Origin of the sequence: Microbacterium barkeri, assembly GCF_027921765.1 — a bacterium.
In the GTDB taxonomy this organism is placed as follows: Bacteria; Actinomycetota; Actinomycetes; order Actinomycetales; family Microbacteriaceae; genus Microbacterium; species Microbacterium barkeri.
Genome location: NZ_BSEJ01000012.1, coordinates 1 through 25,238, shown reverse-complemented (window position 1 = coordinate 25,238; position 25,238 = coordinate 1). Strand labels below are relative to the sequence as shown.

Here is a 25,238-nt window from a genome sequence, read left to right as displayed (position 1 = left end):
CACGACCGTGACCGGACGACACGTGGAGTGCCGCTTCATGATCGCCGCCAGCAGCTGGGGCGGGACCCCGCCCTCACGCAGGAAGCCGCTGACCGCCTCACGGTTCAGTACGGCATCGGCACGATGGTGGTCGAAGAGATCCCGGAGGATCTGCTCGCCGCGACGGATGTCGGGACCATCGCCACATCCGACTGCCGGTGGGAGCGCTACTGATGGCGGCGGAGGGAGCACGCGATGAGACGGCAGACATCCAGGAACTGTGGTCATCGGGAGTCCCGGCAACCCCGACGTCCTTCATCAAGCTGCACCGTGACGCGCTGTTCGCGTACTTCGCGCGCAGAGTCGACTCCGTCGAAGACGCGGCGGACCTCACCGGTGACGTGTTCGTGATCATCTGGCGTCGAGCCGACGACATTCCGTTCGATCAGACACGCGCGAGGATGTGGCTTTTCGGGGTCGCGCGGAACGTGCTGAGCAACCATGTGCGCGCACAGGCCCGGCGTCGCCGGTTGAGAGAGCGCGCAGCCGAGCAGATCCGGCACGACGTTCCCCTCGACGAGAGCGTCTCCGAAGGTGTGCGCGACGCCCTCGGTGCGCTCGCGCCGCTCGACCGGGAGATCGTGCAGCTCCACCATTGGGACGGCTTCAACCTGGCCGAGATCGCAGGGATCCTCGGCAGGCGCCCCGCGACCATCCGAAGCAGATACGCCCGAGCGAGGGCGAGACTGCGGCAGATCCTCTCGGCCTGAGCGTCGCGCGCGGTTGATCCAAATGCGGCATCCCTCGAGATCTCAGACGGCCCGGCCCGGGTTGAGAATCCCCGCCGGGTCCAGTGCCGCCTTGATGTGTGCTTGGACCTCAAGTGCCGTTTCGTCGAACTGCAGCGCCAGGAAGTCGCGCTTGAGCGAACCGATGCCGTGTTCACCAGTGACGGTTCCGCCCAGCTGCACGGCCCGCTCGGCGATCGCTCGCACGATGCGCTTGGCCGCCGCGAGGTCGTCGGCTCCTCCTGCGCCGCCGGCGACGGCTGCATGAATGTTGCCGTCGCCGGCGTGCGCCACCACCGAGATGTCGCGGCCGTCCTCGATCTGGAGCTGCTCTATGTGCCGGAGCAGCTCGGACAGTCGAGACGGCGGCACGGCGGCATCGCTCGACATCCAGGCGACGCCCATTCCGCGCGCCGCGAGGGCTGGCTGGACGCGCTTGCGGACCTCGATGAGCGCATCGCCCTTCCGGACCTCGAAGTGCTCACCACCATGCCGGGCGAAGAGCGTCCGCAATTGATGGATCTGCGCATCCGCGTCGAGGTCGGTCACCTGCCCGATCAGCGTCGCCGCGGCGCCGCGATCCAGGTGTCCCGGCTCGAAGTCCTCCACGAGATTGGCGGTCGTCCTGTTCAGCAATTCCAGAAGATCCGGCGTGATGCTGCTCGCCATGAGTTCCGACACCGCGCTCCCGGCTTGCATCAGCGACGGGAACGCGACCAGGAACGTCCGCGTCTGGCCGCGTGGAATCGGCTCCAGTTTCACCGTTGCTTCGGTGACGATGCCCAACGTCCCCTCCGACCCCACGAAGAGGTGGGTGAGGTCGTAACCGGCGACGTTCTTGCGAGAGCGCGCCCCGGTGCGCAGCACCCGGCCATCGGCGAGCACCACTGTGAGTGCGCGGACGCTGTCAGCTGTGACGCCGTGTCGCAGGCAGTGGAATCCGCCGGCGTTGGTGGCAATGGCGCCTCCAACCGTCGCCCAGGCGGAACTCGCGGGATCGGGAGCGAACATCAGGCCCTGCTCGCGGGCGGCCGCATCCAGCGTGTCGATGATAACGCCGGGCTCGACCACGGCCAATCGGTCGGCGGGGCGCAACTCGCGGATCGCCTTCATGCGCTCCAGAGACACGATGACGCTCCCCTTCGTTGCCGTGGCGCCGCCGGACACGCCGCTGCCGGCCCCTCTCGGGATGACGGGGACGCGGTGGGTGCTCGCCCATTCCAGCGTGGTGGAGACATCCTGCGTCGACTCCGCGAGCACGACAGCCAGCGGCATCTCGGGCACCGCCGGCGACGCGTCGCGCGTATACGACTCAGTGGCGTCTCCAGTGAGGGTCTGCGTCGGGTGGAGTCGAGCGACGAGTTCGTCGAGGATCATGGTCACGGGTTCCTTCCTCACGCGCCGACAAAGGGGTCGGCTATCAGCGTGTGCTCGGTATGGAGACACTTTCGGGGGCCCGCACCGCCACCACGCTGACTTCGGGTCAAGTCCTTCGTGGACACGCACGACACCAGCGGTCGCGTGATGTGCAGTCCTTCGCGAGGCGTGCGCGATGGTGCGGACACCCCGCAGGCGTCGGATGACGCCGTCGCATTCGCACGGCGCGATCTGCAGGATGCTCGAGAGCACCAAGGCGTCGACTCCAGCGAAGCGAAGGGCTGGGCCGAGTCACAGGCGTCTGCCACGAACCGCACGGAGGTCAGCGCCTGCGTTGCAGCGCTTTGGGGACCAGGTACTCTTCGATCCCGAAGACGCCGCGCTCGCGACCGTGACCGGAGTGCTTCACCCCGCCGAAGGGGGCGGCCCAGTCAGTGTCCGTGTCGCTCTGGATGACGCCTCCCACCCGCAGCCGCCGCGCGACGTCGGTGAACCGGTCGTCGTCGTGCGTCCACACCCGCGCGATGAGGCCGAACTCAGTGCCTTCGGCGAGGCGCACGGCGTGAGCCTCATCGTCGGCGGGCTGGATGACCAGCACAGGCCCGAACACTTCTTCCTGCACGATCGGGGCCCAGGGATCGTCGGCCACCACCACCGTCGGCGAGACGTACCATCCCCGCGTGAGGTGTTCCGCGCGGACATCCGCGAGAATCCGGACGCCATCAGACTCGGCGGCTTGGCGCAGATACCCGAGAACTGCGTCCTGCTGGCCTTTGTTCGAGAGCGGCCCGACGGTGCTCGCGGGATCGCGGGGATCGCCGACAACGACGGCGGAGAGAACGTCTCGCACCACCTGCTCGACCTCACCAAGGCGGTGGCGCGGGACGATGAGGCGAGACAGCGCCGCGCACGTCTGACCAGCGTTGGCGAAGCAGCTGGCGATGGTGTGCCGCACGGCCGGTTCGATGAGGTGATCGTCGAGGACGATCGCGGCGCTCTTTCCGCCCAACTCGAGCGAATTGCGCGTGCCCCACTTCGCGGCAGCTTGCGCGACGAGACGACCGGCTCCAGTCGACCCGGTGAACGAGACGAAGTCGGCGTCGCGGTGCCCTGCGATCGCATTTCCGACTCGGCCGCCGCTGCCACACACGATGTTCAGCGCGCCAGCGGGCAGCCCGGCGTGCGCGAAGGCCTCGCCGATGAGGAAGGCTGTCAGCGGTGCGACGCTCGGCGGCTTCAGGACGACTGTGGAGCCGGACACCAGGGCCGGAGCGACCTTCAGCGCCACCTGCATCAGGGGATAGTTCCAGGGGGTGATGGCCCCGACGACGCCCGCAGGTTCATAGACCACCTCCGAGCGTCCGACAGTGCGCTTCTCCTCGAGAGCGGGCAGCGCGGCGGCCGTGGTGTAGCGGAGCGCGGCGAGACCGAGACCGACCTGTGAACCGTAGATCTGCGCCTGGACCGTGCCGACCTCGGCCTGCATGGTGGCGGCAAGGTCGTCTTTGGCGTCGTCCAGGAGCTGCGTGGCGCGCTCGACAATCGCGATACGGCCGGTCGGCGAGACCTGAGCCCACTCCTGCTGCGCTCGACGTGCGGAGGCGAAAGCGCGGTCGACGTCATCCGCGTCCGCCGAGCGAACCTGCGCGATCTCGTCCCCCGTGGCGGAATCGTCGACGACGAGATACGTGTCGCCCGACGGGATGCGCCGTTCGTTGTCGATCCACAGCGAGTCGTCGATGCGTCCCCTAGGTGATGCGGCGAGTTTGCTGGCTGTGCCTTGCGTTCCGCTCATCGTCGAGTCGTCCTTCCAACCTCATTGTCTTTACGCGGCCGAGACCTCTGTTTTAGCCTGAACGGCCGCTGCAGTTATGACAAGCACATCATTCCAGCGAGAGTAGTAAGCTGAACTGAAATGGTGACGAGGAGGTCCACCGTGATGAACTTCACGCTTCGACAATTGGAGCACCTGGTCGCCGTCGTCGAGGAGGGATCCATCGTCCTGGCGGCGCGTCGACTGCGCGTCTCGCCTGCCGGTCTGTCTCTGTCGCTCAGCCAGCTCGAGCAGAGCCTGGGAGTCCAGTTGACGTTGCGACGCCGCGGCAAGGGTGTGGCTGTGACACCCGCCGGCCGCTGGGTCTACGCCGAGGCCCGCGCCGTCCTCCATCGGACGGAGGACATCCAGCGGGCGGCCGAGGCGGTGCGCGGCCAGTTGACCGGACCACTGAGCGTGGGCTGCTTCAGCACGCTGTCGCCCTGGCTGTTCCCCCGCATCGCGTCGTACTTCGTGTCGGCGCATTCAGCAGTGGATCTGCAGATCAGCGAAGGGGCGTCCTCCGACCTGCAGGCGAAGCTGCGTCGTGGCGACTTGGACGCGGCGCTGCTGTATCGCAATCACCTGGAGAACGGCATCCGCGGCGAGGACGTCGTGCCCGTCCGACTGCAACTCGCGCTCGCCCCGAGCCATCCCCTGGCAGCGCGTGAGGAGGTGCATCTGAAGGAGCTCGAAGAGGAGGACGCGATCCTGCTCGGCGTGCAGCCCTCCATCGGACACGTCGAGACGATGATGCGCAAGGCGGGCGTGACCCCCCGCATCAAGTGGCGCAGCACCAACGCCGAGACGATCCGCTCGATGGTGGCCCGCGGGCTCGGGTACTCGATCATCATGGGTCGGCCGTTCGGTGACCACACGTACGACGGCCTCCCCATCTCCTACTGCCGGATCGCCGACGAGCTCGAGCCGAATGCTGTCGTCGTCGCCTACCCCGACGGGACCATCCCGACTGCCAAGATCACGGCGCTGGTGGAGTTCTGCAAGCACGAGTTCGGGCACGAGGGCGAGTACATCGACTCTGACGCAGTGCGAGCCGGAGCCCTCTGAGGACGGCCCGACTCCGTCTCGTTCGGGCGCGGGCCGTCCGTGACGAACCGCCGGTCAGTGCGCGGACTTCGCCGGTCGCTCTCCGGGAATGCTCCGTTCGGCGAGGAGCTTCCAGGGATCGGGCACGTCGGTCATAGGGACCTCGAGCAGGATGGGCTGATTCGCAGCGGCGGCATTGCGGATCGCGGCCCCAAGTCCCGCTGGCGTGGTGACCCGCTCGGCTTCCACGCCGTAGGCCTTGGCGAGGGTGCGCAGATCCGGGTTGTGCAGATCGACGCCGATGGTGCGGCCGAAGGTGTCCTGCTGGATGCGCTCCACATTTCCGAACGAACCGTTGTTGAATACCACCGTCACCAGCCCGATCCCGTACTTCGCCGCCGTTGACAGCTCCTGCAGGCTCCAGCCGAAGCCACCGTCACCGTTGATCGAGACGACGGGACTGCTCGGTTTTCCCACGCGTGCGCCGAGTCCCGTCGGGAATCCGTAGCCGAGCGTTCCCTGGTAGCCGGGCGTGATGTAGGTCCCTGCCTCGTAGACCGGGTACGCCAGGCGGGCTGCGTATCCGACCTGCGTCAGCTCCTCGACGAGAACCCCGTCGTCAGGAAGCGCGCGCCGGATGGCCTGCAGCCATTCGATCTGGGGAGCGATCAGGCGCAGCTTCTCCTGCTCGACAGCTCGCAGCGGCTCGAGGTCGCGTGCCGCCCGTGAGAACTCGCCGAGCTCGGCCGTGAGAGCCTCCAGACCCAGCCGTGCGTCGGCGATGATCCGCTCGTCGTAGGCACGAGGCGCTCCTGTGTCGGCAACGTCCGCGTTCAGAGCGATAAGTTTGCGGTCACCGGCTTGCACGAAGGGCTTGCCCTCGATGGTGATGAAGCGGGAGCCGACCACCAGGATGACGTCCGCGGCCTCCATCGCAGGTACTCCAGCGAGGCGCGACAGCGCGAGGGGATGCCGATCGCTCAACGCGCCCTTGCCGTTGCGGCTCATGACCACCGGTGCCCCCAGCTTCTCGGCGAGCGCGGCGAGTGCTCGGCTCGCGGCGGCGTCGCGCACCGCTCCGCCAACGAAGATCACGGGTTCCTCGGCTCCTCGCAGTAGCGCGGCCGATCGAGAGATCTCCCCGGCGTCGGGAACCGTCGGTTCGATCTCGGCCGGCGCGACCGCCGTCGCGGACGTGGTCGCCTTGAGGACATCCGGCGGGATCTCGATGCCGACCGGTCGAGGCCGTCCAGAACCCACCTGGCGGAACGCCTCCTGGACGAGGTCGGGAATCTCCTCCGGCGTGCGGGCGATACCGCTCCACTTCGTCAGGGACTTCAGTACCCCCGACTGATCGGTGATCTCGTGCAGCATCCCGAGCCCGCGCCCGATCGTGGGTGACGGGATCTGGCCGGTGATGCACACCATCCGGCTGTTCGTCGCGAATGCGGTCGACAGCGCCGCGCCGGCGTTGAGCAGGCCGGGACCCGGGACGACGATCGCCACACCCGGGCGATCGGAGACACGCGCATACCCGTCCGCCATATACGCCGCGCCCTGCTCGTGCCGGGCGGAGATGAAATCTATGTCGTCACGGTGCTGCGCGAACCCGTCGACCGCGTAGTCCAGCTGGATGCCCGGAACGCCGAATACGGTCTTCACTTCCTGCGCGATGAGCTGTTCCGCGAGCAGCTCGCCACCAGTCCTTTTCATAGTGTTCTCTCTCGTGTGACTCAGGCCGGGACGGAAGTCGGCTCCTCGACCACGCCGAGGGCGGTGGTGAGATGAGGGGCCGCTCCGCGCAGGATGTCGATCAGGTGGTTGGGGTCGTGCGGGATGATCTGCCCCCGCCACGCGATGTGCTGGTCGTGTCGCACGATCACGTAGGCCTCGCGATACACGTCGGGAGCGACGCCGTCGGCGACGGCGATCAGCTTCAACGGCAGATTCGCGTCGCGCGCGGCAGCCATCAGCGGCTCCGCCGCGGCGGTGTCCCCGAGGGCGAGGAGGGTGTAGCCGAGGCCAAGCTCGTCGTAGAGAGAGACGTCGTCGGCGAGCCAGAAGTGCGGCGCGCGCGTGCCGGGTACCGTCGACGGCGTGTAGTCGCCCATCGAATAGCTCGGCGCGGCTTCGCCGTCGTATGAGATGATCGGCGACCTGTCGTAGACGTAGCCGTAGTTCAGGCCCTCTGCGGCGAACTGTTGCACGTTGAGCTCGTACGCGGCCTGCCCCAAGGCGGCGCGCTCGCGGGCGCCCTCCTCGGTGTGAGCCTCGAGGTGCGCGGGGATCCGGGAGAGGGCGACCTTGCGCTGGTGACCCATGGCGAAGCGCGACACCTGATCGGTGATCGGGAGTCGTTCGGCCTGGTACGCGTCGAGCATCCGGACGCCGGCCCAGCCGTCGAGCACGGCCGCGAGGGACCAGGTCAGGTTGAGCACATCGGCGATACCCGCGTTCATGCCGTACCCGGCGTAGGGAACCCACAGGTGCGCGGCGTCACCGGCGAGGAAGACGTTGCCCTCTCGCAGCTTGTCGACGACGAGACGTCGCGCGACCCAGTCCTCCTTCGAGACGACCTCATACGAGAAATCGTCGCCCACGCCGAGGATCGTGCGGATCGCGCGGTCGCGATCCACGCTCTCCGACGATTCTCCGTCAGCGAGGTAATTGTGCACGAGGAAGACCTCTCGCCCGTCGATCGCGTAGATGTGGCCGCAACGACGTTCGTTGTAGATGTAGTAGCTCCAGGCCCTGTCACCGCCGGCGAGTTCGTAGAGGCCCTCGGCGCGGATACAGGTGGACTGCACGCTCTGCAGGACAGCATCGCCCGAGAGCCTGGCCCCCATCTGCTTGCGCACCAGCGAACGCCCTCCATCGGCGCCGATGAGGAAGCGGCCTCGGATGACCCGCTCGTTCCCGCCGTCCAGGTCCGTGACGACGGCCAGCACGCCGTCCTCCGTCTGCTCATAGCGGCGGAACTCCGACTCCCAGAGCACCGTGACCCCCGGCAACGACGACGCGTGCTTCTGCAGAATCGGTTCGAGGAACGTCTGGTTGATACGGTGCGGCGGTTCGGGCGTCGCCCAGGAGGTGTCGGGGCCGGTACGCGAGGTGTACCTGTCTCGACGGGCAGGGATCGGGATGCGACCGATCTCCCACCCGGTCAGGGTCGTACGGAAGGCCACATCCTGGGGGTAGTCGGCGGGCAGACCCGCGTTGCGGACCTCCTCGGCGAGACCGAGCTGACGGAAACGCTCCATCGTGCGCGACGAGACGTGGTTGCACTTCACGTTCGGCGGTTCAAGGTAGCGCCGCCTCTCGACGATGACGCTGGAGATCCCCCGCGCGTGCAGGTCGATGGCCGCGGTCTGACCGACGGGTCCACCGCCGATGATGATGACGTCCGTGTCGATGGTCAATGTCGTCCTCCAGGATTGCTTTCAGGCGCCGGGTTCAGTGGATGTCGGAGAGGTCCAGGGTGCGCCCTTCTCGCGCGATGAAGACCGCGATGAGGCAGAGCACCAGCACCGCAACCCACACGGACCCGAGCAGGATCGTTCCGCCCGCGGTCATCAGGGCCGCCGCCACGAGTGGCGTGAACCCGGTGCCGATGGCGGAGGCGCCCTGGAAGCAGAGCGAGGCTCCGGTGAAGCGCACGGCGGTAGGGAACAGCTCGGACAGGAACGACGCAAGCGGACCGAGGATGAACCCCTGCAGCCCCTGGGCGACGAACACGGCGACGGCGAAGCTCAGGACGGTGCCTCCTTGGGCGAGGAACACGAAGGGGAACGCGAAGAGAATCGCCGCGATGATGCCGATCGCCAGGATCGGGCGTCGCCCGTAACGGTCGCAGAGTCGAGCGCCGACGATGGTGGCGACGAACATGGCCACCGCGGCGAGCGTCTTCGAGGTGAGCACGCCGGTCGAGTCGGCACCGGCAGTGACGGCGACATTCACGGCCCATGCACTGGCCATCCCCGAGATCGTCAGCTGGCTCATCGCGACGAGCACGCCGAGGACGACCACGCGCCAGTGCTTCGCGAAAACGTCGATGATCGGGAGACGGCGCTTCTCGGCCTCCTTCTCGAACGTCTGGAAGAGAGGGCTCTCCACGACCTTCAGGCGCACGAACAGGCCGACGGCCAGCAGCCCGGCGCTGAGGAGAAACGGGATTCTCCAGCCCCAGTCCTGGAACTGGTCGGCGGGCAGCAGCGTGGCCAGACCAAGGGCAGCGGTGGCCATCGCGGCTCCCGCCGGGGCGCCGAGATTGGCGAACGACGCGGCGAACCCCCGCCGGCCCCCGGGTGCGTGCTCAAGCGCGATGAGAACCGCTCCGCCCCACTCCCCACCGACGGCGATTCCCTGCAGCACCCGCAGGACGACGAGCAGGATCGGCGCGGCGACGCCGATCTGCGCGTACGTGGGAAGCAGCCCGATGACAACGGTGGCAAGCCCCATCATCACCATCGAGACGACGAGCGCGCCCTTGCGTCCGAGCCGGTCGCCGTAGTGACCGAAGATGATCCCACCGATGGGACGGGCGACGTAGCCCGCGGCGAGGGTGCCGAAGGAGGCGAAGACGGCGACCGCCGGGGGCAGATTGTCGAAGAAAATGTGCTGGAAGACCAGCGAGGCCGCAGTGACGTAGAGCAGGAAGTCGTAGAACTCGATCGCGCTGCCCAGGAAGCTGGATGCAAGGATCCGCTTCATCTGCGGGGTGCGCAAGGTCGCGGTGTCGATGGCGACCGGTTCGGTGCTGCTCGTCGAAGGCGTGTTGCTCATCATTGAGACCTTCCGTTTGAGGCGGACCCAGACTTTCTCGTCTGGTCGGTGAGACCAGCCTGAGCCTCCCCCTCTCTTAGGACAAGCACAACATTCTGGCTTATCTTTTAACCTCGATCGAATTGACGCTCGCCACGCTAGATTCGACGGAGTGCATCGGCACCCATGAGGAATTGATCGGGGTCGTCATGCGCGGGCATTGCGCGAGCCCGTGCGCGGGAGGCGTCGTCGCCGTCCGCGGCGGGACCTCCCACCTGCTCGGGAACGGGCTCAGCGGAGGGTTTCGTGGTGTATTTCTTGGTGAAACCGCCCCGTTCGGAGCTGGCCCCGGATACGACGAAGGCCCGAGTTCCGCGTGTTTCCGCGGCTCTCGGGCCTTCAGGTGGTGCACCCCCAGGGACTTGAACCCTGAACCCACTGATTAAGAGTCAGTTGCTCTGCCGATTGAGCTAGAGGTGCGTTCCGTTCTCCGGGAATTCCTTCCCTGCGAACCGAGAGACTACGTTACCAGGCTCGCCAGGCCCGCGCGAATCGAGGTGCGCCCGGGCGTGCCTGTGCGTCTCCTGTGCACCCCTCACGCGTGCTCTGAACCTCAGGGCCGGTCGCGGCGGCGCCGATATCCTGAGCGGGTGACCTCCCCCTCGTCGACTCCCGCATCCCCCGCTCGCGCCGGCCTCGACGAGGATCTCGCGCTCGCCCTCCGCCTCGCCGACGCCGCCGACGCCCAGACGCTGCCGCGCTTCGACTCCGCCGACCTCGAGATCTCGCGCAAGGCCGACCGCAGCCACGTGACCGATGCCGACCTGGCCGCCGAGCGCGCCATCCGCGACATCCTCGCGACCGAGCGCCCGGACGACGGGATCTTCGGCGAGGAGTACGGCCGCGACGACGACGCGCCTCGCCGCTGGATCATCGACCCGATCGACGGCACGGCGAACTTCCTCCGCGGCGTCCCCGCGTGGGGCACGATGATCGCGCTCGACATCGAGGGCTATCCGCGCCTCGGCGTCGTGAGCTCCCCCGCGATGCGCCGCCGCTGGTGGGCGGCCGAGGGCCTCGGCGCCTGGACGAGCGTCGACGGCGGCAAGCCGCGGCCCATCCGCGTGTCCGACGTCGCCGATCTCGACGATGCGAGCGTGAGCTTCCAAAGCATCGCGCAGTGGGACGACGCGGGCCACCTCGACGAGCTCATCACCCTGAGCCGCCGCGTGTGGCGCGACCGCGCATACGGCGACATCTGGTCGTACATGCTCCTCGCCGAGGGCCGTCTCGAGTTCGTCGCGGAGTTCGACGTCAAGGAGTACGACCTCGCCGCGGCCGCCGCGATCGTCACCGAGGCCGGTGGTCGCATGACCTCCTTCGATGGCGCGCCGACGATCGCGGAGGGCTCGGCTCTCGCGACCAACGGCGTCCTCCACGACGCCTTCCTCGAGCTCCTCGCCGCCCCGCCGCAGGCCACGACGTGACGACCGGGGCGGCCCGCACTCGGCGCTCCCTCGCCGCGGCGGGAGCGACCCTCCTCGTCGCCGCCGCGATGCTGGTCGGCTGCGCCTCGCCGCTCACGCCCAAGACGCCGTCCGACGGCGGATCATCCGCAAACGGCGGCGCCTCCAGTGCGGGTGGCGGCGCGCCGACCTGCGAGACGATCATCGCGCCCGCGCTCGTCGACCAGTTCGCCGAACTGGGGTGGACGGCGCGCACCGATCCGTTCTACGTCGGCCCCACCGAGGTGCCCGGCGGCGTCAGCTGCACGTGGGGCGACTTCGAGGCCGGAGCGACCGACGTCGTCCAGATGTACGGATGGGCTCCCGTCGAGGCGGATGTCTCCGCAGAGCTGCAGGGGTACCTCGCCGACCAGGGCTGGAAGCGCGAGGAGGCCGACGGCGTCGTCTACCTCACCGAGAGCATGCCCTCGACGGAATGGGCGGATGAGCAGGGGTACGGCATGACGTACGCGTTCGGCGACGGATGGGTCGCGCTCGCGGACACGAAGAGCGGCCTCGCCGTCATCACGTGGCGCGGCTGAGCACGCGTCACTCGATCCAGCCGTAATGGCTGCCCTCCGCCGAGGAGAAGTCCAGTGCGGACTCGGCGACGGCGATGACACTCCACGTTCCGCCGGCGGAGTCGGTGAACTCGTACGTCGGCACGAGCAGCACGGACCCATCGGCCTGCCAGTGGCTCGCGAGCCCGAGGCGTGCCGACACGATCTCGACGTCGTTGACGCTCCATGAGACCGACGCGCCCGGCTCCGGCAGCGAGGGCGCGGCCGTCGGCGGCGTCCACTCCTCACCCTCCACGCCCTCGCGCAGCGCCTCGGGCAGGGTCGTCAGCTGAGCACCGAAGCGCGGGTCGGACAGGCGCTCGAACGCCTCCTGCTCGCTGACGACCTCGTACTCTCCGAACGGCACGATGTCGGCGAGGGCGCCGTATCCGCTGACGATCCCCTCCGCGGCGTAGTCGAGGTGCAGGGCGCTATCGATGCGCTGGCCATCGATGACGGTCCAGATCGAGACCGAGCGGGTCGCGGACCCCTCCCAGGTCTCCGACGTGTACTCGTACGCGGCCGGGTCCTCTCCGAGCCGCGTCATCAGGTCGCGCGCGGCGGCGATGGCGGGGCCCTCCTCCGGGGCGACGCAGGCCTTGCTGCACGCCCATGGATCCCCGCCGCTCCAGAACCAGAAGCCGAGAGTGCCGTCGAGACTCGCGCTGAACGACGCAGCGCTGCCGTCCTGTGGGCCGACCACCCACATCCCGTCGCGGATCTCCGGGGCGCCCTCGACGCCGAGAGCCGCGGCGAAGGCGCCCACCTTCTCCGCAGTGGACGACGCGGCAGCGTCGTAGCCATACGCAGCCGCCCGGCCGCCGCTCGACGAGAGCAGCATCGACGACCGGAACGAGCTCCGCGACGAGTACCCGTACGGGTAGCTCGTGTCCGACGACTGTGCGGAGAGGTCCTGCGAACCGGATTCCGCCGCGCCCCGATCGGCGAGTGCGCCTCCTTGCGCGGGGCCGCCCTCTCTGGGCAGCGAGATCGGCGGTGCCGCTCCGTCGCCATCCGAGACCCCGGCGTCCGAAGAACCGGTGCCCGATCCGGCGGTCGCCTGGCCCGCGGCGAGACCGTAGCCCGCGAGCCCTCCGACGACGAGCGCGAGCGCGACCGAGGCCGCGATCGCGAGCACGGCCATCCGCCGCGGTCCGCGGCGAGCGCGCTCGGCGTCCAGATCGACCGGTGCCGCGCCCTCCGCGGTCGCCGCCGCGATCACCGCGTCGGCGAAGCCCTCCCTGGGCTCGACGTCCGCTGCCGGGTCCGCCTCGCGGAGGCGGTCGACCGGGTCCTGGTCATGCGCGTTCATGGCGTCCTCCTGGAATGCTCGCTCTCCCTGCCTATGTGGCGGGAAGGCCGGATCTTGCGGCGGGATCAGAACCGGAGGCGCTCGCCCCAGGCGGCGCGCAGCCGCGCTCGGGCGCGCGAGAGCGCGGCGTCTGCACCCGAGCGCGAGATGCCGAGCACCGCCGCGAGCTCCTCGCCGTCGAGCCCCTCCCAGGCGTGCAGCAGGAGGATCCGCCGGTCCCGCTCCCCCACCGCGGCGAGCGCACCGCGCAGCTCGGCGTCGAACAGCGCGTGCAGCTCGGGATCGTCGGCGACGCGAGACGCTCCCGACTCGGGCAGGGTCTCGACCGGGAGGTCGACGTGCTTCCGACGCGCATTCGCGAGGGTCAGCTCGGCGGTGCGATAGAGCCACGGGAGCTCCGCCCCTCGCGGCACGTCGGCACGTCGGCGCCATGCGACCGCGAAGACGTCCGACGCGAGGTCCTCGGCATCCTGCCGGGGCCCGCGCCGGGCGAAGTACTTCACCAGCGCGCTCGCATGGGCGCGCACGACCGCCGTGAACCAGGCGAGGTCGTCGGGCATCGTGCCTCCCTCGGCCGGCGGATCCTCCGCTGCGGTGCGCACGCTCATCACACCATGTCTCTGTCGCGACGCCCACGGATCTTGCACGCGACGCGCCGACATCCTGCACGCGGCCTGCGGCAGAGTGGAGGCATGACGTCGCACGCGCTCATCCCCCTCTCCGACGGACGCTCGATCCCTCAGCTCGGTCTCGGCGTGTACAAGATCCCGGATGCCGACGCCGCCGAATGCGTGCGGGTCGCGATCGAGGCAGGATACCGCCACATCGACACCGCAGCCCTCTACGAGAACGAGCGCGGCGTCGGCGAGGGGATCCGCACAAGCGGGATCCCCCGCGACGAGGTCTTCGTCACGACGAAGGTCTGGAACGACGACCACGGCTTCGACGAGACGCTGCGCGCTTTCGACGCGAGTCTCGATCGCCTCGGCCTCGACGCCGTCGACCTGTACCTCATCCACTGGCCGATCCCCTCGCGCGACCGCTACGTCGAGACCTACCGCGCCCTCGAGCGGATCCGCGAGGAGGGGCGGGCCCGCTCGATCGGCGTCTCCAACTTCGCGATCGCGCACCTCGATCGCCTCCGCGCGGAGACTGACGTGGCCCCCGTCGTGAACCAGGTCGAGCTGCACCCTCTCCTGCCGCAGGCCGACCTGCGTGCGTATCACGCCGCCCACGGCATCGTGACCGAGGCGTGGTCGCCGCTCGCACGCGGGCGCCTCCTCGACGACCCCGCCCTGGCCCGCATCGCCGAGAAGCACGGCGTCGCCCCGGCGCAGGTCGTCATCCGGTGGCACCTGCAGCTCGGCAACGTCGTCATCCCGAAGTCCGTCACCCCTGCGCGGATCCGCGCGAACATCGACGTCCTCGGGTTCGAGCTCGACGCGGATGATCTCGCGGCGATCGCGGCACTCGAGTCAGGCCTCCGAACGGGCCGGGACCCCTCGCTCGACTGAGGCGAATGGGCCTGATCCGGCAGAGAGGCGGGCTCAGGCCGCGCTGGGCTTGCGCCCGCCGAACGCGGCCGTGAGCGCGTCGGCCGCGGTGACGACCGCGTCGACGAGCTGCTCGCAGACCTCGACGGGCATCCGGAGGGTGGGGCCCATCACCGTGAGCGCGCCGACGAGCGCCGCGTGCTGGTCGAAGACGGGAGCCGCGAGCCCCGAGGCCGCTTCCATGCGCTCGCCCACGGTGATCGCGTAGCCCGCGGCGCGCGTCTGCGCGACCGCCGCGCGCAGCACGTCGGGGTCGGTGATGGTCGCCTCGGTCAGCGCGGGCAGCTCCCCCGATGCGACCTCGTCGAGCAGACCGTCGGTCCACGCGAGGAGCACGCGGCCCGAGCTGCCGACGTGCAGCGGCTGGATGCGCCCGACGTACATCTCGCGCTTGAGACCGTGGCGCGTCTCCGCAACCCCCACGCACACCCGCGCGCCCTGCTCGACGCGGAAGAAGCACGCCGTCTCCCCCGTCTCGTCGCGCAGCGCCTGCAGCTGCGGCGTCAGGAGCTCCGTGAAGTCGCGCGCGCGGGTCGCGGGGCCGGCCCAGTACGCCATCCGCACGCCGATCCGGTACCGCTCGCCCTCGCGCTCGAGGAACCCGTGGTCGACGAGGTTCGCCAGCAGCCGGTGCGCGGTCGACGCGGGCAGGCCCGTCGAGGCGCGGATCTCGCTCGCCGTCCGTAGCGGCTCGCTGAGCGTGAACGCGTCGAGGATGGCGGTGATCTTCGCGAGGACGAGGAGCGGCTGTTCGGCCATGAGGCGATCCTAGGGACCGGACGTCAGCTTGCCCACATCGTGAGACTGCTCCTACAGTGTGGGATCAGAGCAGGAGCAGGATGACGCTTCAAGGGAGAGGCCGTTTGTGAACGAGTGGTACACGCTGGGAGTCGTCGGACTCGTCATCGTCGGGGTGGTCTTCGCGATCGTGCGGTTCCGCATCAACCCCGTGATCGCGCTCGCGGTCGGTGCGGCCGCGATCGGCCTGCTCACCGGCCTCGGGCCGGTCGACACCGTGACGACCATGACCCGCGGCTTCGGCGACGTCATGATGGAAGCCGGCCTGCTCATCGCGTGGGGTGTGCTCATCGGAGCGATGCTCAACGAGATGGGCGCGATCACACGGCTCGTCGACGGCCTCCTGCGGATGTTCGGCAAGCGCGGCGTGCCCTACGCGCTGGGCCTGTCGTTCGCGACCTACCTCCAGACGATCTTCGTCGACGTCATGATCGTCATCGCCGCACCCCTCGCGCGCCGGATCGCCCCGCGCCTGGGTCGCAACGGCACCGGCATCATGGGCGTCGTCTTCGCGGTGAGCCTCGAGACGGGCATCGTGCTCATGGTGCCGGGCTTCGCGGCGGTCGCGCTCGCGGGCCTCCTCGGCGTGCCGCTCGGCGTCATGCTCATCGGCGGCCTCGTCGTGGTCGTGCCGACCGTGATCCTCACGATCATGCTCATGACGATCGCCTTCCGCCTCGGCTTCTGGAACCCCGAGAAGGACGAGAAGGCGATCGTCGAGGAGCCGACCAAGGAAGACGCGGCGGATGGCTCGACCGACACCGCGCCATCCGCTTCGTCGCCGCGCATCGATCGCACGCGGACGGGCACGGTGCGCACCGCGCTCGGCGGCGTGCCGCACGGATACACGGCCGTCGCCGAGCGCACCGAGCGCGAGCAGCCGCTCCTGCTCCTGTTCGCCCCGATGCTCACGGCCCTCCTGCTCATCGCCGCGCAGGCGGTGCTGACGGTCCTGGCGATCGAGGTGCCGGCGATGCAGTTCATCGGCAATCCGGTCATCGCCCTGCTGTTCGCCGTCATCGCGACCGGCATGATCGGGCGCCGCGCGGTCGGCACGCAGCGCATCGAGAAGTCGCTCGTGAAGGGCTTCCAGGACGGCGGGCAGATCTTCGTCCTCACGGGCGTCGGCGGGTCGCTCGCCGCCGTCATCTCCGAGGGCGACCTCGGCGCCATCCTGCAGGGGTACTTCCAGGCGACGACGTTCGCTCCCCTGCTCGTCGTCTGGGTGATGGCCGCCGTGCTCCACATCGCGGTCGGCTCCGTCACCCTGTCGGCGATCACCGCGGCGGGTGTCATCGCGCCGGTCGCGACGAGCCTCGGGCTCGACCCGCTGCTCATCGCCCTCGCGGCCGGCGCCGGAGCGCTCTTCTGCGTGCACGTCACCTCGAACACGTTCTGGCTGCTGCAGTCGTTCCTCGGGCAGTCCGTGCGCGGCGCGCTCAAGACCGTGACCGTGGGCGTCTCCCTCGCCTCCGTCATCGCGCTCGCGATGACCCTCGTCCTGGCGGTGTTCCTCTGATGTCTCCCTTCCGCCCCCTCGACGGCGTCCGCGTCCTCGAGCTCGGCAATTACATCGCGGCGCCGACGGCAGGGCGCCTGCTCGCCGACTTCGGCGCCGACGTGATCAAGGTCGAGCGGCCGCGCACGGGCGACGAGCTGCGCCGCTGGCGTCTGCACCGCGGCGAGACCTCGATGCTCTACCGCACGATCAACCGCGGGAAGAGATCGGTCGTGGTCGATCTGCGCAGCGACGAGGGCCGCGCGATCGTGCTCGACCTCATCCGCACGTCCGACGTGCTCCTCGAGAACTTCCGCCCCGGCACCCTCGAGAGGTGGGGCCTCGACGCCGCCGCGCTCGAGGAGGCGAACCCCGACCTGATCGTCGCGCGGATCTCCGCGTTCGGCCAGAGCGGCCCCCTGTCGCACCGGCCCGGCTTCGCCGCCGTCGCCGAGGCGTACGGCGGCTTCCGCGAGCTCGTCGGAGAGCCCGGGCGACCGCCGAGCCGCACGGGCGTCTCGATCGGCGACACGATCGCGGGCATCTACGCGGCGTTCGGCATCGCGATGTCGCTCTTCGCGCGTCTTCGAGACGCGGGTCGGCTGCGCGAGACGCCGTTCGGCGATCGCGTGATCGACGTCGCGCTCAACGAGGCGATGCTGTCGGTGACCGAGTCGCTCGTCCCCGACTGGGAGGCGTACGGTGTCCGTCGCGAGCGCACGGGAGGGCGGATGGAGGGCATCGCCCCGTCGAACGCGTACCTGTGCGCAGACGGCAAGAGCATCGTCGTCGCGGGCAACGGAGATGCCATCTATCAGCGGTACATGACGGCGATCGGCCGACCCGACCTCGCCTCCGCGCCCGATCTGCAGTCGAACGAGGGCCGGTGGGCCGCGCGCGATCGCCTCGACGACGCGATCGGGGCGTGGGCGGCCGGGCTCACGAGCCAGGAGGCGCTTGCCGTGCTCGATGCCGCGGGCGTGCCATCCGGCCCGATCTACACGGCCGAGGATGTCTGCGCTGACGAGCAGTACGCGGCCCGCGACATGATCCAGCGCTTCGACGTCGACGACGGAGAGGGCGTCCGCGAGGGCGTCGGATTCCCGGGCATCGTGCCCGTGTTCGGCGGGCGATCGCTTCCCATCGCGCACGTCGGGCCCGATCTCGGCGAGCACACGCGCGACGTGCTGCGCGAGCTCGGCTGGGACGACGCGCGGATCGACGCCTACGAGGAGGACCTTCGATGACCCTGCAGTATCGCGACGTCACGCTCCGCGACGGCCTCCAGCTCGTCGGCAGACCGCTCCCCACCGAGCGGAAGGTGCAGCTCGTCCGCGAGCTCTTCGCCCTCGGCGTCGAGCACATCGAAGTGGGCTCGATGGCGCGGCCCGACCTCGTGCCCGCGCTCGCCGACACACTCGACGTCGTCGCGGCCCTCACCCCCGACGAGCGCGACCGCGTCTGGGTCTGGGTCGCCACGCCGCGCCACGTCGAGCGCGCGGCGGCCGCGGGCGTGCGGAACTTCCAGTACTGCTTCTCGGCATCCAACAGCCACAATCAGGCGAACATCGGGCGCGACACTGAGACCTCGCTCGCCGCCATGCCCGATGCGATCGCGGCGGCCGCGGAGGTCGGCGGGAGCGTGCAGCTCTGCATCGCGACGTCGTTCACGTGCCCCTTCGAGGGCGAGGTCCCCCTCGAGCGGTTCGCGCGCATCCTCGACGACCCGCGCACCGACGGCGCTGTCGACGTCGTCGTCTGCGACACGCTCGGCCAGGCTCATCCGGCGGAGGTGCGCGAACGCGTCGCGCTGGCCGCGTCCGCGCGCCCCGGTCTCGGCGTCGTCTTCCACGGGCACGACACGTGGGGCCTCGGCGTCGCCAACGCCGCCGCCGCGGCGGATGGCGGCGCGACCGTCGTCGACGGAGCGCTCGGCGGCCTCGGCGGATGCCCGTTCGCGCCGGGCGCCTCCGGCAACACCGCCCTGGAGGACCTCGCCTTCGCCTTCCGCCCCGACTGGCTCACTCCCGACGCCTTCGGCACCCTCGTCCGCCTCGGTGAGGAGATCACGACGACGCTCGGCGAGCCCGACCGGTCGCGAGCGCGCTCCGGCGCGCGCAGCCGGGCGAAGGCGTTCCCGTGGGTGGTCGGTGACACGCCAGACTAAAACATTAAGCGTGTAATGTTTTCATCCACGGCAGCGGAGCGGAGGCGCGGATGAGGCATGCGATCGCGACAGCAGGACGTATGGTCGTCGACAACGACTGGGGCGGCGACCCGGATGGCCTCGTGGCGCTCGCGCACCACCTCCTCTCGCCATCCGACGACGTCGTCGGAGTGACGAGCTCCTTCCTCAACCCGATGTTCGGCCCATCCGAGGGCACCGCGGAGCGCGGCCGTGAACTCGCCGCCGAGCTCCTCACGCGGATGGCGCACGCGCCTCTTCCGCTCGCAGCGGGAGCCGACACAGGGTTCGACGGCAGCCCGCGCGAGACCGCCGCGGCGCGGCTCATCGTCGATGCGGCCGCGCAGGCGACGCCCGACGCGAAGCTGACCGTCGTGTGCGGCGGCCCCCTGACGAACGTCGCCGACGCCCTCCGCCTCGCGCCCGACGTCGTCGAGCGGACTCGCCTCCTCTGGGTCGGCGGCCTGCTCGAGGGCGACGGGTTCGAGTACAACCGCGACACTGATGCCGGCGCGGCGACGTTCGTCTTCGCCCAGCCGGAGCTCGAGGTCATCCGCTTCCCGGCCGAGACGTACCGGCTGCTCGCGATCTCGGTCGCCGAGCTCGAGGAGCGGCTGCCGTCTTCCGGAGAGCTCGGCGGATGGCTGTGGGAGCGCTACGAGCAGCTGCCGCTTCCCGAGGGCGTCGCGATCGACCCCGTTTGGCCGCTCGGCGACAGCGCGCCGCTCGCGTTCACGGCGCTCCGGCACGCGCGCACGCGGACCGTTCCCGGATCGCTCCCCCACGAGCTGGTGTGCGTCGATCTCGACGAGCGCCTGATCATCGAGGACCTCTTCGCACGGCTCCGTCTCGCCGCGCGCTGAGCCGGTCGCTCACTCCGCGAGCGACGCCTCGACCTGCGCGTACAGCTCCCGCGACGCCGTGAACCGGGCGTCGTCGTCGGGCTGCCCCAGCACGACCGCGTAGACGCGGGTCGTCTCGCCGTCTCCGTCCGGCACATCCTTGGCCGAGAGCAGGCTGCTGCCCTCGAGAGTGCCGGTCTTGATGCCGACGACACCCGGATCCGCGAGCAGGTCGTTCGTGTTCTCGACCACCCCTGCCCCCGGGAGGTCCACAGACGGCGTCGCGACGATCTCCGCGATCACCGGGTTCTCGAGCGCAAGGCGCCCGAGCTCGATGAGTGCCTCGGGCGTGGCCGTGTTCCGGGTGTCGATGCCGGTCGGCTCGACCATCGTGATCCCGTCGAGGCCGTTCTCGGACACGAAGGCGGCCGCGGCTGTCGCGAACGCCGCCTCGTCACCCCAGATGCTCGTCACGAGGATGTCGGCGTAGTTGCAGGCGGAGCCGATCAGCATCCCCTGGAGCAGCTGGCGCTGCGTGAGCATCCCGTCGACCGGGATCTTCAGGGCGGACTCGCCTCGCGCGATGTAGTCCCGGTACGCGATGTCCCACTCCTCGGTGAACCAGTAGTCGCCGCCCTGCTCACCGGGTTCGAGCGGACGCTCCTCGAGCACCATGAGCGCCGTCACGACCTTCGAGATGCTCGCCATCGGCACGGGCGCGTCCGAGCTCGCGACGACGTCTCCATCGGCGATCGCGACGGCGGCCTGCCCCTGCGACGGCCAGTCGATGCCGTCGACGACCGCTGACGACGAGGCCTTCGACGCCCACGTGACGAGCCCGACGATGAGCGCCGCGGCGACCGCGAGCACCGCGACGACGATCGCGATGCGAATGCCCGCAGGCCGACGGACAGAGGAGGTGATCACACTCCAGTGTGTCCCGCGAGGCGGACCGCGGACATCCGGGATGTCCCTGAATCCGCGGACTCAGCGCGCGCGCTCGCGGCTCGTCCAGCGGGCGACCGCGTACAGCACGCCGCCGAGGGCGAGCAGAGCGGCCCCGAAGGCCCACACGATCGGGCGCTGCTGGGTGAGCAGCACGATGCACGACGCGATGCCGAGGACGGGGACGAACGTCCACACGCGGTAGTGCGGATGGTCGACGCGGTCGCGACGCAGGACGAGCACGGAGATGTTCGCGCTGAGGAACACGAAGAGGAGGAGCAGGACGACGGTCTCCGCGAGCGTCGCGAGGTCGCCGATCAGGGTGAGCGCCATCGCGACGACCGTCGTCGCGACGATCGCGACCCACGGCGTCTTCCGGTTCGGGAGAACCCGCGCGAACGCGCCCGGCAGCATCCCCTGCTCCGCCATGCCGTAGGTGAGTCGGCTGGCCATGATCATCGTGAGGAGCGCTCCGTTCGCGACCGCGACCAGGGCGATCGCGCTGAACAGCCACGAGGGGACGGCCACACCGGTCGACTCGACCACCGCGAGGAGGGGCCCGGTGGAGGAGGACAGCTCCTCCGGCGGAAGCGCGATCGCGCTCGCGAGCCCCACGAGCACGTAGACGGCGCCCGCCGCGGCGAGCGCGCCGAAGAGCGCGCGCGGGTACGAGCGGGTCGGGTCCTTCACCTCCTCGATGACGTTCGCCGATGTCTCGAACCCCACGAAGGAGTAGTAGGCGATGATCGCTCCCGCGAGGATCGCGCCCGCCCCGCCCGCGCCATCCGGCAGCTGGGTGACGCGCCCGAGGTCTCCGCCGCCTCCTCCGAGGAGCACGCCCACGACGACCACGACGATGACGAGGCCGCTCACCTCGATCACGGTCATCACGACGTTCGCGCCCATGGACTCGCGGATGCCGCGCGCGTTGATCGCCGCGACGAGGGCGAGGAACGCGATCGCGACGGGAACCGCGGGCAGCTCGACGAAGGTGGCGAGGTACTCCCCCGCGAACGCCAGGGCCAGTCCGGCCGCGCTCACGACACCGGCCGCCAGCATGCTGAACCCGACGAGGAACGACACGAGGCGGTTCCGGAACGCCCGCTCGGCGAACACCGCGGCGCCGCCGGCGCGCGGGTACTTCGTCACGAGCTCGGCGTACGAGCCTGCCGTCAGCAGCGCCATGAGCAGGGCGAGCAGAAGCGGCGCCCAGAGCATGCCGCCGACCTCCTCGGCGAGCACGCCCATGAGCGCGTAGATGCCCGCGCCGAGGACGTCGCCGAGGATGAAGGCGAACAGCAGCGGGGTGGTGATGCCCCTTCGCAGCCGCGTTCCGGTGTCAGAGTCGATCGCCATCCGACCATCCTGTCCGCGACGCGGCGCCCGCGCGCGGGGTTGACGAGGCGGGGGCGCACCTGCGATGGGCCGAGCCCGAGCATGACGAAGGCCCCTCTCCTCGCGGACGCGAGGAGAGGGGCCTTCCCACTGTGCGACAGCGATCGGTGGAGCTGGGGGGAATCGAACCCCCGTCCAGCGCTGAGTCTCTGGGGCTTCTCCGGGCGCAGTCTGTGAAAGCGTTCTGCTCGGCTCCGACCTTTGTCACAGACACCTAAGTCGACGAGCCCAGTCGAGAAAGAGTCCCGCACGGCGTCCCGACACCGCCGTGCAGCAAGATCCCTAGATGACGCCAGAGTCCGTGTCGGGATCAACCACGGTCTGACGGACTATCGGGCTCGCTTAGGCAGCGAGGGCGAAGTCAGTGCGCTTGGATTCGGCACTTATTGGTTCGCAGGGAGCGTTTACGAGATAACCCTGCATCCTCGGCCCGCTTCTCGCAGATTCGCAAGCACTGTCGAAACCGATCAGCCCCTGGGAATCCTTCTCGCGAAGGGAACCGCTGTCGCTCTGTGGAGTTGTCACCTCGGGTTTCCCCGAGCACTACAGACTACAACACATCCCGAGCCCCCGCATTCCCGCGCGACCCCGGTCATCCGCCCGTCGGCAGATGTCGATAGCGTGGAAGCGTGATCAGGCTCCTCATGTCCTTCGTCTTCGGAGCTGGGGTCGCCGCGCTCCTCTTCACGATCTTCGTCGGCGACCGCTTCACGTGGGTCTGGATCACCGCGATCATCGTCCTGTCGATCTTCTTCCCCCTCGTGCTCGTCGCGCGGTCGATGGGCTCCCTCGCCGGGCTCCATCCGAAGAAGATCGAAGCCGCCAGGGCCGCGGGGCGCTTCGCCCCCGCGCGCATCGACGCGCTCCGCCGCACCGGCACGACGATCAACGACCAGCCGGTGTGCGAGATCGACGTGTCGGTCGCGCCGGCCGACCGCCCCGCCTACCGCACGACCATCCGCCAGCTCGTCGACATCGTGCGGATCCCGCAGTATCAGCCCGGGGCATCCGTGACCGTGGCGCGCCTCGAGGCGGATGCGCCCGAGGTCGCGATCGTCGACGACGAGGTGCCGGATGCCGCGCGACTGTCGCGCCTGCCCGCACGCGAGCACGTGGCCGAGTGGCAGGATGGCCCGGTCGTGCTGGGCGCGGAGCGGGCGCCGCGCAGGCGCAAGGGAGATCCGATCATCGGCACGGGCCCGAAGGGCCGCGGATGGCGGATCGCCGCCTACGTGGTGCTCGCCCTGGCCGGTGCGGCAGCCGTGCTCGTGCCGGTGGCCGACGACGTCCGGGCCGAGACGCTCACGATCATCACCGGCGAGGACCACGCGTCGATGTTCGCGGAGGGGCGCGTGCAGCGCGCCCTCGCCGCGATCGAGGAGGCCGCGGGAACGGATGAGACGGTGCAGGTGCTCGTGTACGAGGAGTTCGTGTCCGCCGACATGGCGACCGCACCGGGCTCCGACCGGTTCGACACCTTCTTCTACCGGGGCGGCACCGTCGAGAACCAGGGTCCGGCGTCGATCCAGCCGGAGAACCCCGATGCGGAGCGCTTCCGCTTCGACGACATCGCGTGGGCGGCGTTCCCCGAGCTGCTCGCGCAGGCGCTCGACGAGGCCGGCCTGACGCGCGACGAGCTCGCCGACGGGCCGTACATGTTCGTCGAGCGCGGCTACGAGGAGGGCGCCCCGGTCGGCATCTCGATCTCCTTCGGCGACGGCTACGCGGACTACGCGTTCATCGGGTCAGCGGACGGCGCGTTCCTCGGCGCCCGCTGAGGCGGATCTCCGAGGCGACCAGCACCCCTTCTCCCCTCTCACCGTCCTCTCGACCGCGATGTCGGAGGCTGGAAATAGTGTTCGAACAACTCCTCTGGCGGAGCTAGAACATACTTTCTAGAATGGTGGGATGGGGATGGCGCTTCCGGTCGAGGTGCTGCGGCTGCAGACCGAGATCAGCAGGATGCAGCGGGCGAGCGCCCGCGTCACGGCGCTGCCCGTGCACGACGCGCTCGCGCCCCTGTTCCCCGAGGGAGGCCTGCGCCCCGGCGCCGTCTACACGCTCGATCCCGCGGCGAGTCTGCTGCTGGCCCTGCTCGCCGAGCCCTCGCGAGCGGGCTCCTGGTGCGCGGTCGTGGGGATGCCCGAGCTCTCGGCGGAGGCGGCCGAGGCTGCGGGCGTCGACCTGTCGCGCTTCGCGCTCGTCCCCGAGCCCGGCGACCGCTGGCTCGCCGCGGTGTCGGCGATCGCCGAGGTCTTCCCCGTGGTCGCGGTGCGCCCCGCCGGGAGCCCGCGCGATGCCGAGGTCGCGCGCCTGACCGCGCGACTGCGCGACCGAGGCGGCGTGCTGCTCGTGACCGGGCCCTGGCCGCAGGCCGAGGCGACGCTGCACCTCGAAGATCCCGTGTGGTCCGGCCTCGGCGAGGGCCACGGTCTGCTCACGGCGCGCACCGTCACGGTGTCGTCGTCGGGGCGGCGCTCCCCCGTCCCGAAGCGCGTGCGCGTGCAGCTGCCCGGGCCACAGGGCGCCCCTGTCGCGGTGCCCCGTCCGGCTCTCGTGCCCGCGGTGGTGCCCGTCCCGGCAGCGGAGGAGCGGATCGACGCGGCGGCGGCCGAACGCGCCGAGCGCGCTCGCGCGGTGCTCGCCCGCGCCGAGCAGAAGACGCGCGCCGCGCGACGCGGATTGGCGGCTGTCGGATGACCAGGGCCATCGTCGTGTGGCTGCCGGACTGGCCGGTCACCGCGCACCTGCGGACCGTGTCGCGCGACGCGGCACGCCGGGCCGCACGCGACCCGCGGGCACGCCAGGCGAGCGCTCCCGCGACCGCCGCGCCGGCGACCGCCGCTGCGGCGGGCGCCGCCGCTCCCCCGGTCGCGGTCC

23 protein-coding genes, 1 tRNA gene and 1 other RNA gene are annotated in these 25,238 nt (G+C 69.9%); 13 read left to right on the top strand and 12 right to left on the bottom strand.

The window, feature by feature from the left end; translation table 11 throughout:
- The first annotated feature begins 27 nt into the window (after positions 1 to 27).
- Both PKE79_RS12260 and PKE79_RS12255 read left to right on the top strand, forming a co-directional pair.
- Positions 28 to 213, top strand: coding sequence for a hypothetical protein (locus PKE79_RS12260; RefSeq protein WP_271173979.1), 186 nt, complete (start codon positions 28 to 30; stop codon positions 211 to 213).
- Positions 213 to 749 carry an RNA polymerase sigma factor gene (locus tag PKE79_RS12255; protein WP_271173978.1) on the top strand — a complete coding sequence of 179 codons (537 nt, stop codon included), beginning with the start codon at positions 213 to 215 and terminating at the stop codon, positions 747 to 749. The genes PKE79_RS12260 and PKE79_RS12255 overlap by 1 nt, the downstream gene beginning before the upstream one ends.
- 42 nt (positions 750 to 791) lie before the next feature.
- Here PKE79_RS12255 and PKE79_RS12250 read toward each other — a convergent pair whose 3' ends face one another.
- Both PKE79_RS12250 and PKE79_RS12245 read right to left on the bottom strand, forming a co-directional pair.
- On the bottom strand, positions 792 to 2,144 hold the full coding sequence (locus tag PKE79_RS12250) for an FAD-binding oxidoreductase (protein WP_271174079.1): 1,353 nt from the start codon (positions 2,142 to 2,144) through the stop codon (positions 792 to 794).
- Positions 2,145 to 2,466: 322 nt separating this feature from the next.
- The gene (locus tag PKE79_RS12245; RefSeq protein WP_271173977.1) at positions 2,467 to 3,939 is read right to left on the bottom strand and encodes an aldehyde dehydrogenase family protein; all 1,473 of its coding nucleotides are present in this window, start codon (positions 3,937 to 3,939) and stop codon (positions 2,467 to 2,469) included.
- A gap of 144 nt (positions 3,940 to 4,083) precedes the next feature.
- Between PKE79_RS12245 and PKE79_RS12240 the strand changes: the two genes are divergently transcribed.
- Positions 4,084 to 5,025: a LysR substrate-binding domain-containing protein gene (locus tag PKE79_RS12240; protein WP_271174078.1), complete on the top strand. Its 942-nt coding sequence runs from the start codon at positions 4,084 to 4,086 to the stop codon at positions 5,023 to 5,025.
- A 54-nt stretch (positions 5,026 to 5,079) separates the two neighbouring features.
- Here PKE79_RS12240 and PKE79_RS12235 read toward each other — a convergent pair whose 3' ends face one another.
- The 4 genes from PKE79_RS12235 to PKE79_RS12220 all read right to left on the bottom strand — a co-directional run bounded on the left by PKE79_RS12235 (position 5,080) and on the right by PKE79_RS12220 (position 10,245).
- Positions 5,080 to 6,717 carry a thiamine pyrophosphate-binding protein gene (locus PKE79_RS12235; protein WP_271173976.1) on the bottom strand — a complete coding sequence of 546 codons (1,638 nt, stop codon included), beginning with the start codon at positions 6,715 to 6,717 and terminating at the stop codon, positions 5,080 to 5,082.
- A gap of 20 nt (positions 6,718 to 6,737) precedes the next feature.
- Positions 6,738 to 8,423 carry an FAD-dependent oxidoreductase gene (locus PKE79_RS12230; RefSeq protein ID WP_271173975.1) on the bottom strand — a complete coding sequence of 562 codons (1,686 nt, stop codon included), beginning with the start codon at positions 8,421 to 8,423 and terminating at the stop codon, positions 6,738 to 6,740.
- A 34-nt stretch (positions 8,424 to 8,457) separates the two neighbouring features.
- On the bottom strand, positions 8,458 to 9,786 hold the full coding sequence (locus tag PKE79_RS12225) for an MFS transporter (protein WP_271173974.1): 1,329 nt from the start codon (positions 9,784 to 9,786) through the stop codon (positions 8,458 to 8,460).
- A gap of 383 nt (positions 9,787 to 10,169) precedes the next feature.
- A tRNA-Lys gene (locus tag PKE79_RS12220) sits at positions 10,170 to 10,245 on the bottom strand.
- A 170-nt stretch (positions 10,246 to 10,415) separates the two neighbouring features.
- On the opposite strand from PKE79_RS12220, the gene PKE79_RS12215 reads away from it, so the two are divergent.
- Both PKE79_RS12215 and PKE79_RS12210 read left to right on the top strand, forming a co-directional pair.
- Positions 10,416 to 11,252 (top strand): inositol monophosphatase family protein, encoded by an 837-nt coding sequence (locus tag PKE79_RS12215; RefSeq protein ID WP_271173973.1) that lies wholly within the window; start codon positions 10,416 to 10,418, stop codon positions 11,250 to 11,252.
- Positions 11,249 to 11,812: a hypothetical protein gene (locus tag PKE79_RS12210; RefSeq protein ID WP_271173972.1), complete on the top strand. Its 564-nt coding sequence runs from the start codon at positions 11,249 to 11,251 to the stop codon at positions 11,810 to 11,812. The genes PKE79_RS12215 and PKE79_RS12210 overlap by 4 nt, the downstream gene beginning before the upstream one ends.
- Positions 11,813 to 11,819: 7 nt before the next feature.
- Here the strand turns inward: PKE79_RS12210 and PKE79_RS12205 are convergent, their stop codons facing one another.
- Positions 11,820 to 13,142 carry a hypothetical protein gene (locus tag PKE79_RS12205; protein WP_271173971.1) on the bottom strand — a complete coding sequence of 441 codons (1,323 nt, stop codon included), beginning with the start codon at positions 13,140 to 13,142 and terminating at the stop codon, positions 11,820 to 11,822.
- Between the two features lie 65 nt (positions 13,143 to 13,207).
- On the bottom strand, positions 13,208 to 13,750 hold the full coding sequence (locus tag PKE79_RS12200) for an RNA polymerase sigma factor (RefSeq protein ID WP_271173970.1): 543 nt from the start codon (positions 13,748 to 13,750) through the stop codon (positions 13,208 to 13,210).
- An 84-nt stretch (positions 13,751 to 13,834) separates the two neighbouring features.
- On the opposite strand from PKE79_RS12200, the gene PKE79_RS12195 reads away from it, so the two are divergent.
- The gene (locus PKE79_RS12195; protein WP_271173969.1) at positions 13,835 to 14,656 is read left to right on the top strand and encodes an aldo/keto reductase; all 822 of its coding nucleotides are present in this window, start codon (positions 13,835 to 13,837) and stop codon (positions 14,654 to 14,656) included.
- A gap of 33 nt (positions 14,657 to 14,689) precedes the next feature.
- On the opposite strand, the gene PKE79_RS12190 is transcribed toward PKE79_RS12195, so the two are convergent.
- Entirely contained in the window at positions 14,690 to 15,454 is a 765-nt protein-coding gene (locus PKE79_RS12190; RefSeq protein ID WP_271173968.1) for an IclR family transcriptional regulator, read from the bottom strand.
- 106 nt (positions 15,455 to 15,560) lie between these two features.
- Here PKE79_RS12190 and PKE79_RS12185 point away from each other — a divergent pair, with 106 nt between their 5' ends.
- The 4 genes from PKE79_RS12185 to PKE79_RS12170 are packed head-to-tail and all read left to right on the top strand — an operon-like array spanning position 15,561 to position 20,039.
- Entirely contained in the window at positions 15,561 to 17,012 is a 1,452-nt protein-coding gene (locus tag PKE79_RS12185; protein WP_271173967.1) for a GntP family permease, read from the top strand.
- A complete protein-coding gene (locus PKE79_RS12180; protein ID WP_271173966.1) occupies positions 17,012 to 18,238 on the top strand; it encodes a CaiB/BaiF CoA transferase family protein in 1,227 nt (408 codons plus the stop codon). Before PKE79_RS12185 ends, PKE79_RS12180 begins: the two co-directional genes overlap by 1 nt.
- Complete coding sequence (locus tag PKE79_RS12175) at positions 18,235 to 19,158, top strand: hydroxymethylglutaryl-CoA lyase-like TIM-barrel protein (protein WP_271173965.1); 924 nt, start codon at positions 18,235 to 18,237, stop codon at positions 19,156 to 19,158. The genes PKE79_RS12180 and PKE79_RS12175 overlap by 4 nt, the downstream gene beginning before the upstream one ends.
- 50 nt (positions 19,159 to 19,208) lie before the next feature.
- On the top strand, positions 19,209 to 20,039 hold the full coding sequence (locus tag PKE79_RS12170) for a nucleoside hydrolase (RefSeq protein WP_271173964.1): 831 nt from the start codon (positions 19,209 to 19,211) through the stop codon (positions 20,037 to 20,039).
- A 9-nt stretch (positions 20,040 to 20,048) separates the two neighbouring features.
- Here the strand turns inward: PKE79_RS12170 and PKE79_RS12165 are convergent, their stop codons facing one another.
- The 3 genes from PKE79_RS12165 to ssrA all read right to left on the bottom strand — a co-directional run bounded on the left by PKE79_RS12165 (position 20,049) and on the right by ssrA (position 22,833).
- Positions 20,049 to 20,945, bottom strand: a complete 897-nt coding sequence (locus tag PKE79_RS12165; RefSeq protein WP_271173963.1) for a D-alanyl-D-alanine carboxypeptidase family protein — start codon at positions 20,943 to 20,945, stop codon at positions 20,049 to 20,051.
- A 60-nt stretch (positions 20,946 to 21,005) separates the two neighbouring features.
- Positions 21,006 to 22,319 carry an APC family permease gene (locus tag PKE79_RS12160; RefSeq protein ID WP_271173962.1) on the bottom strand — a complete coding sequence of 438 codons (1,314 nt, stop codon included), beginning with the start codon at positions 22,317 to 22,319 and terminating at the stop codon, positions 21,006 to 21,008.
- 144 nt (positions 22,320 to 22,463) lie between these two features.
- Positions 22,464 to 22,833, bottom strand: a transfer-messenger RNA (tmRNA) gene (gene ssrA, locus PKE79_RS12155).
- A 154-nt stretch (positions 22,834 to 22,987) separates the two neighbouring features.
- On the opposite strand from ssrA, the gene PKE79_RS12150 reads away from it, so the two are divergent.
- From PKE79_RS12150 to PKE79_RS12140, 3 genes are all read left to right on the top strand, one after another.
- Positions 22,988 to 24,136, top strand: a complete 1,149-nt coding sequence (locus PKE79_RS12150; RefSeq protein ID WP_271173961.1) for a hypothetical protein — start codon at positions 22,988 to 22,990, stop codon at positions 24,134 to 24,136.
- Between the two features lie 130 nt (positions 24,137 to 24,266).
- Positions 24,267 to 25,058, top strand: a complete 792-nt coding sequence (gene imuA', locus PKE79_RS12145) for a DnaE2-dependent mutagenesis accessory factor ImuA' (RefSeq protein ID WP_271173960.1) — start codon at positions 24,267 to 24,269, stop codon at positions 25,056 to 25,058.
- Positions 25,055 to 25,238, top strand: a 184-nt coding sequence (locus PKE79_RS12140; protein WP_271173959.1) for a hypothetical protein, incomplete at its 3' end; no start/stop codon positions are given. The genes imuA' and PKE79_RS12140, both read left to right, overlap by 4 nt.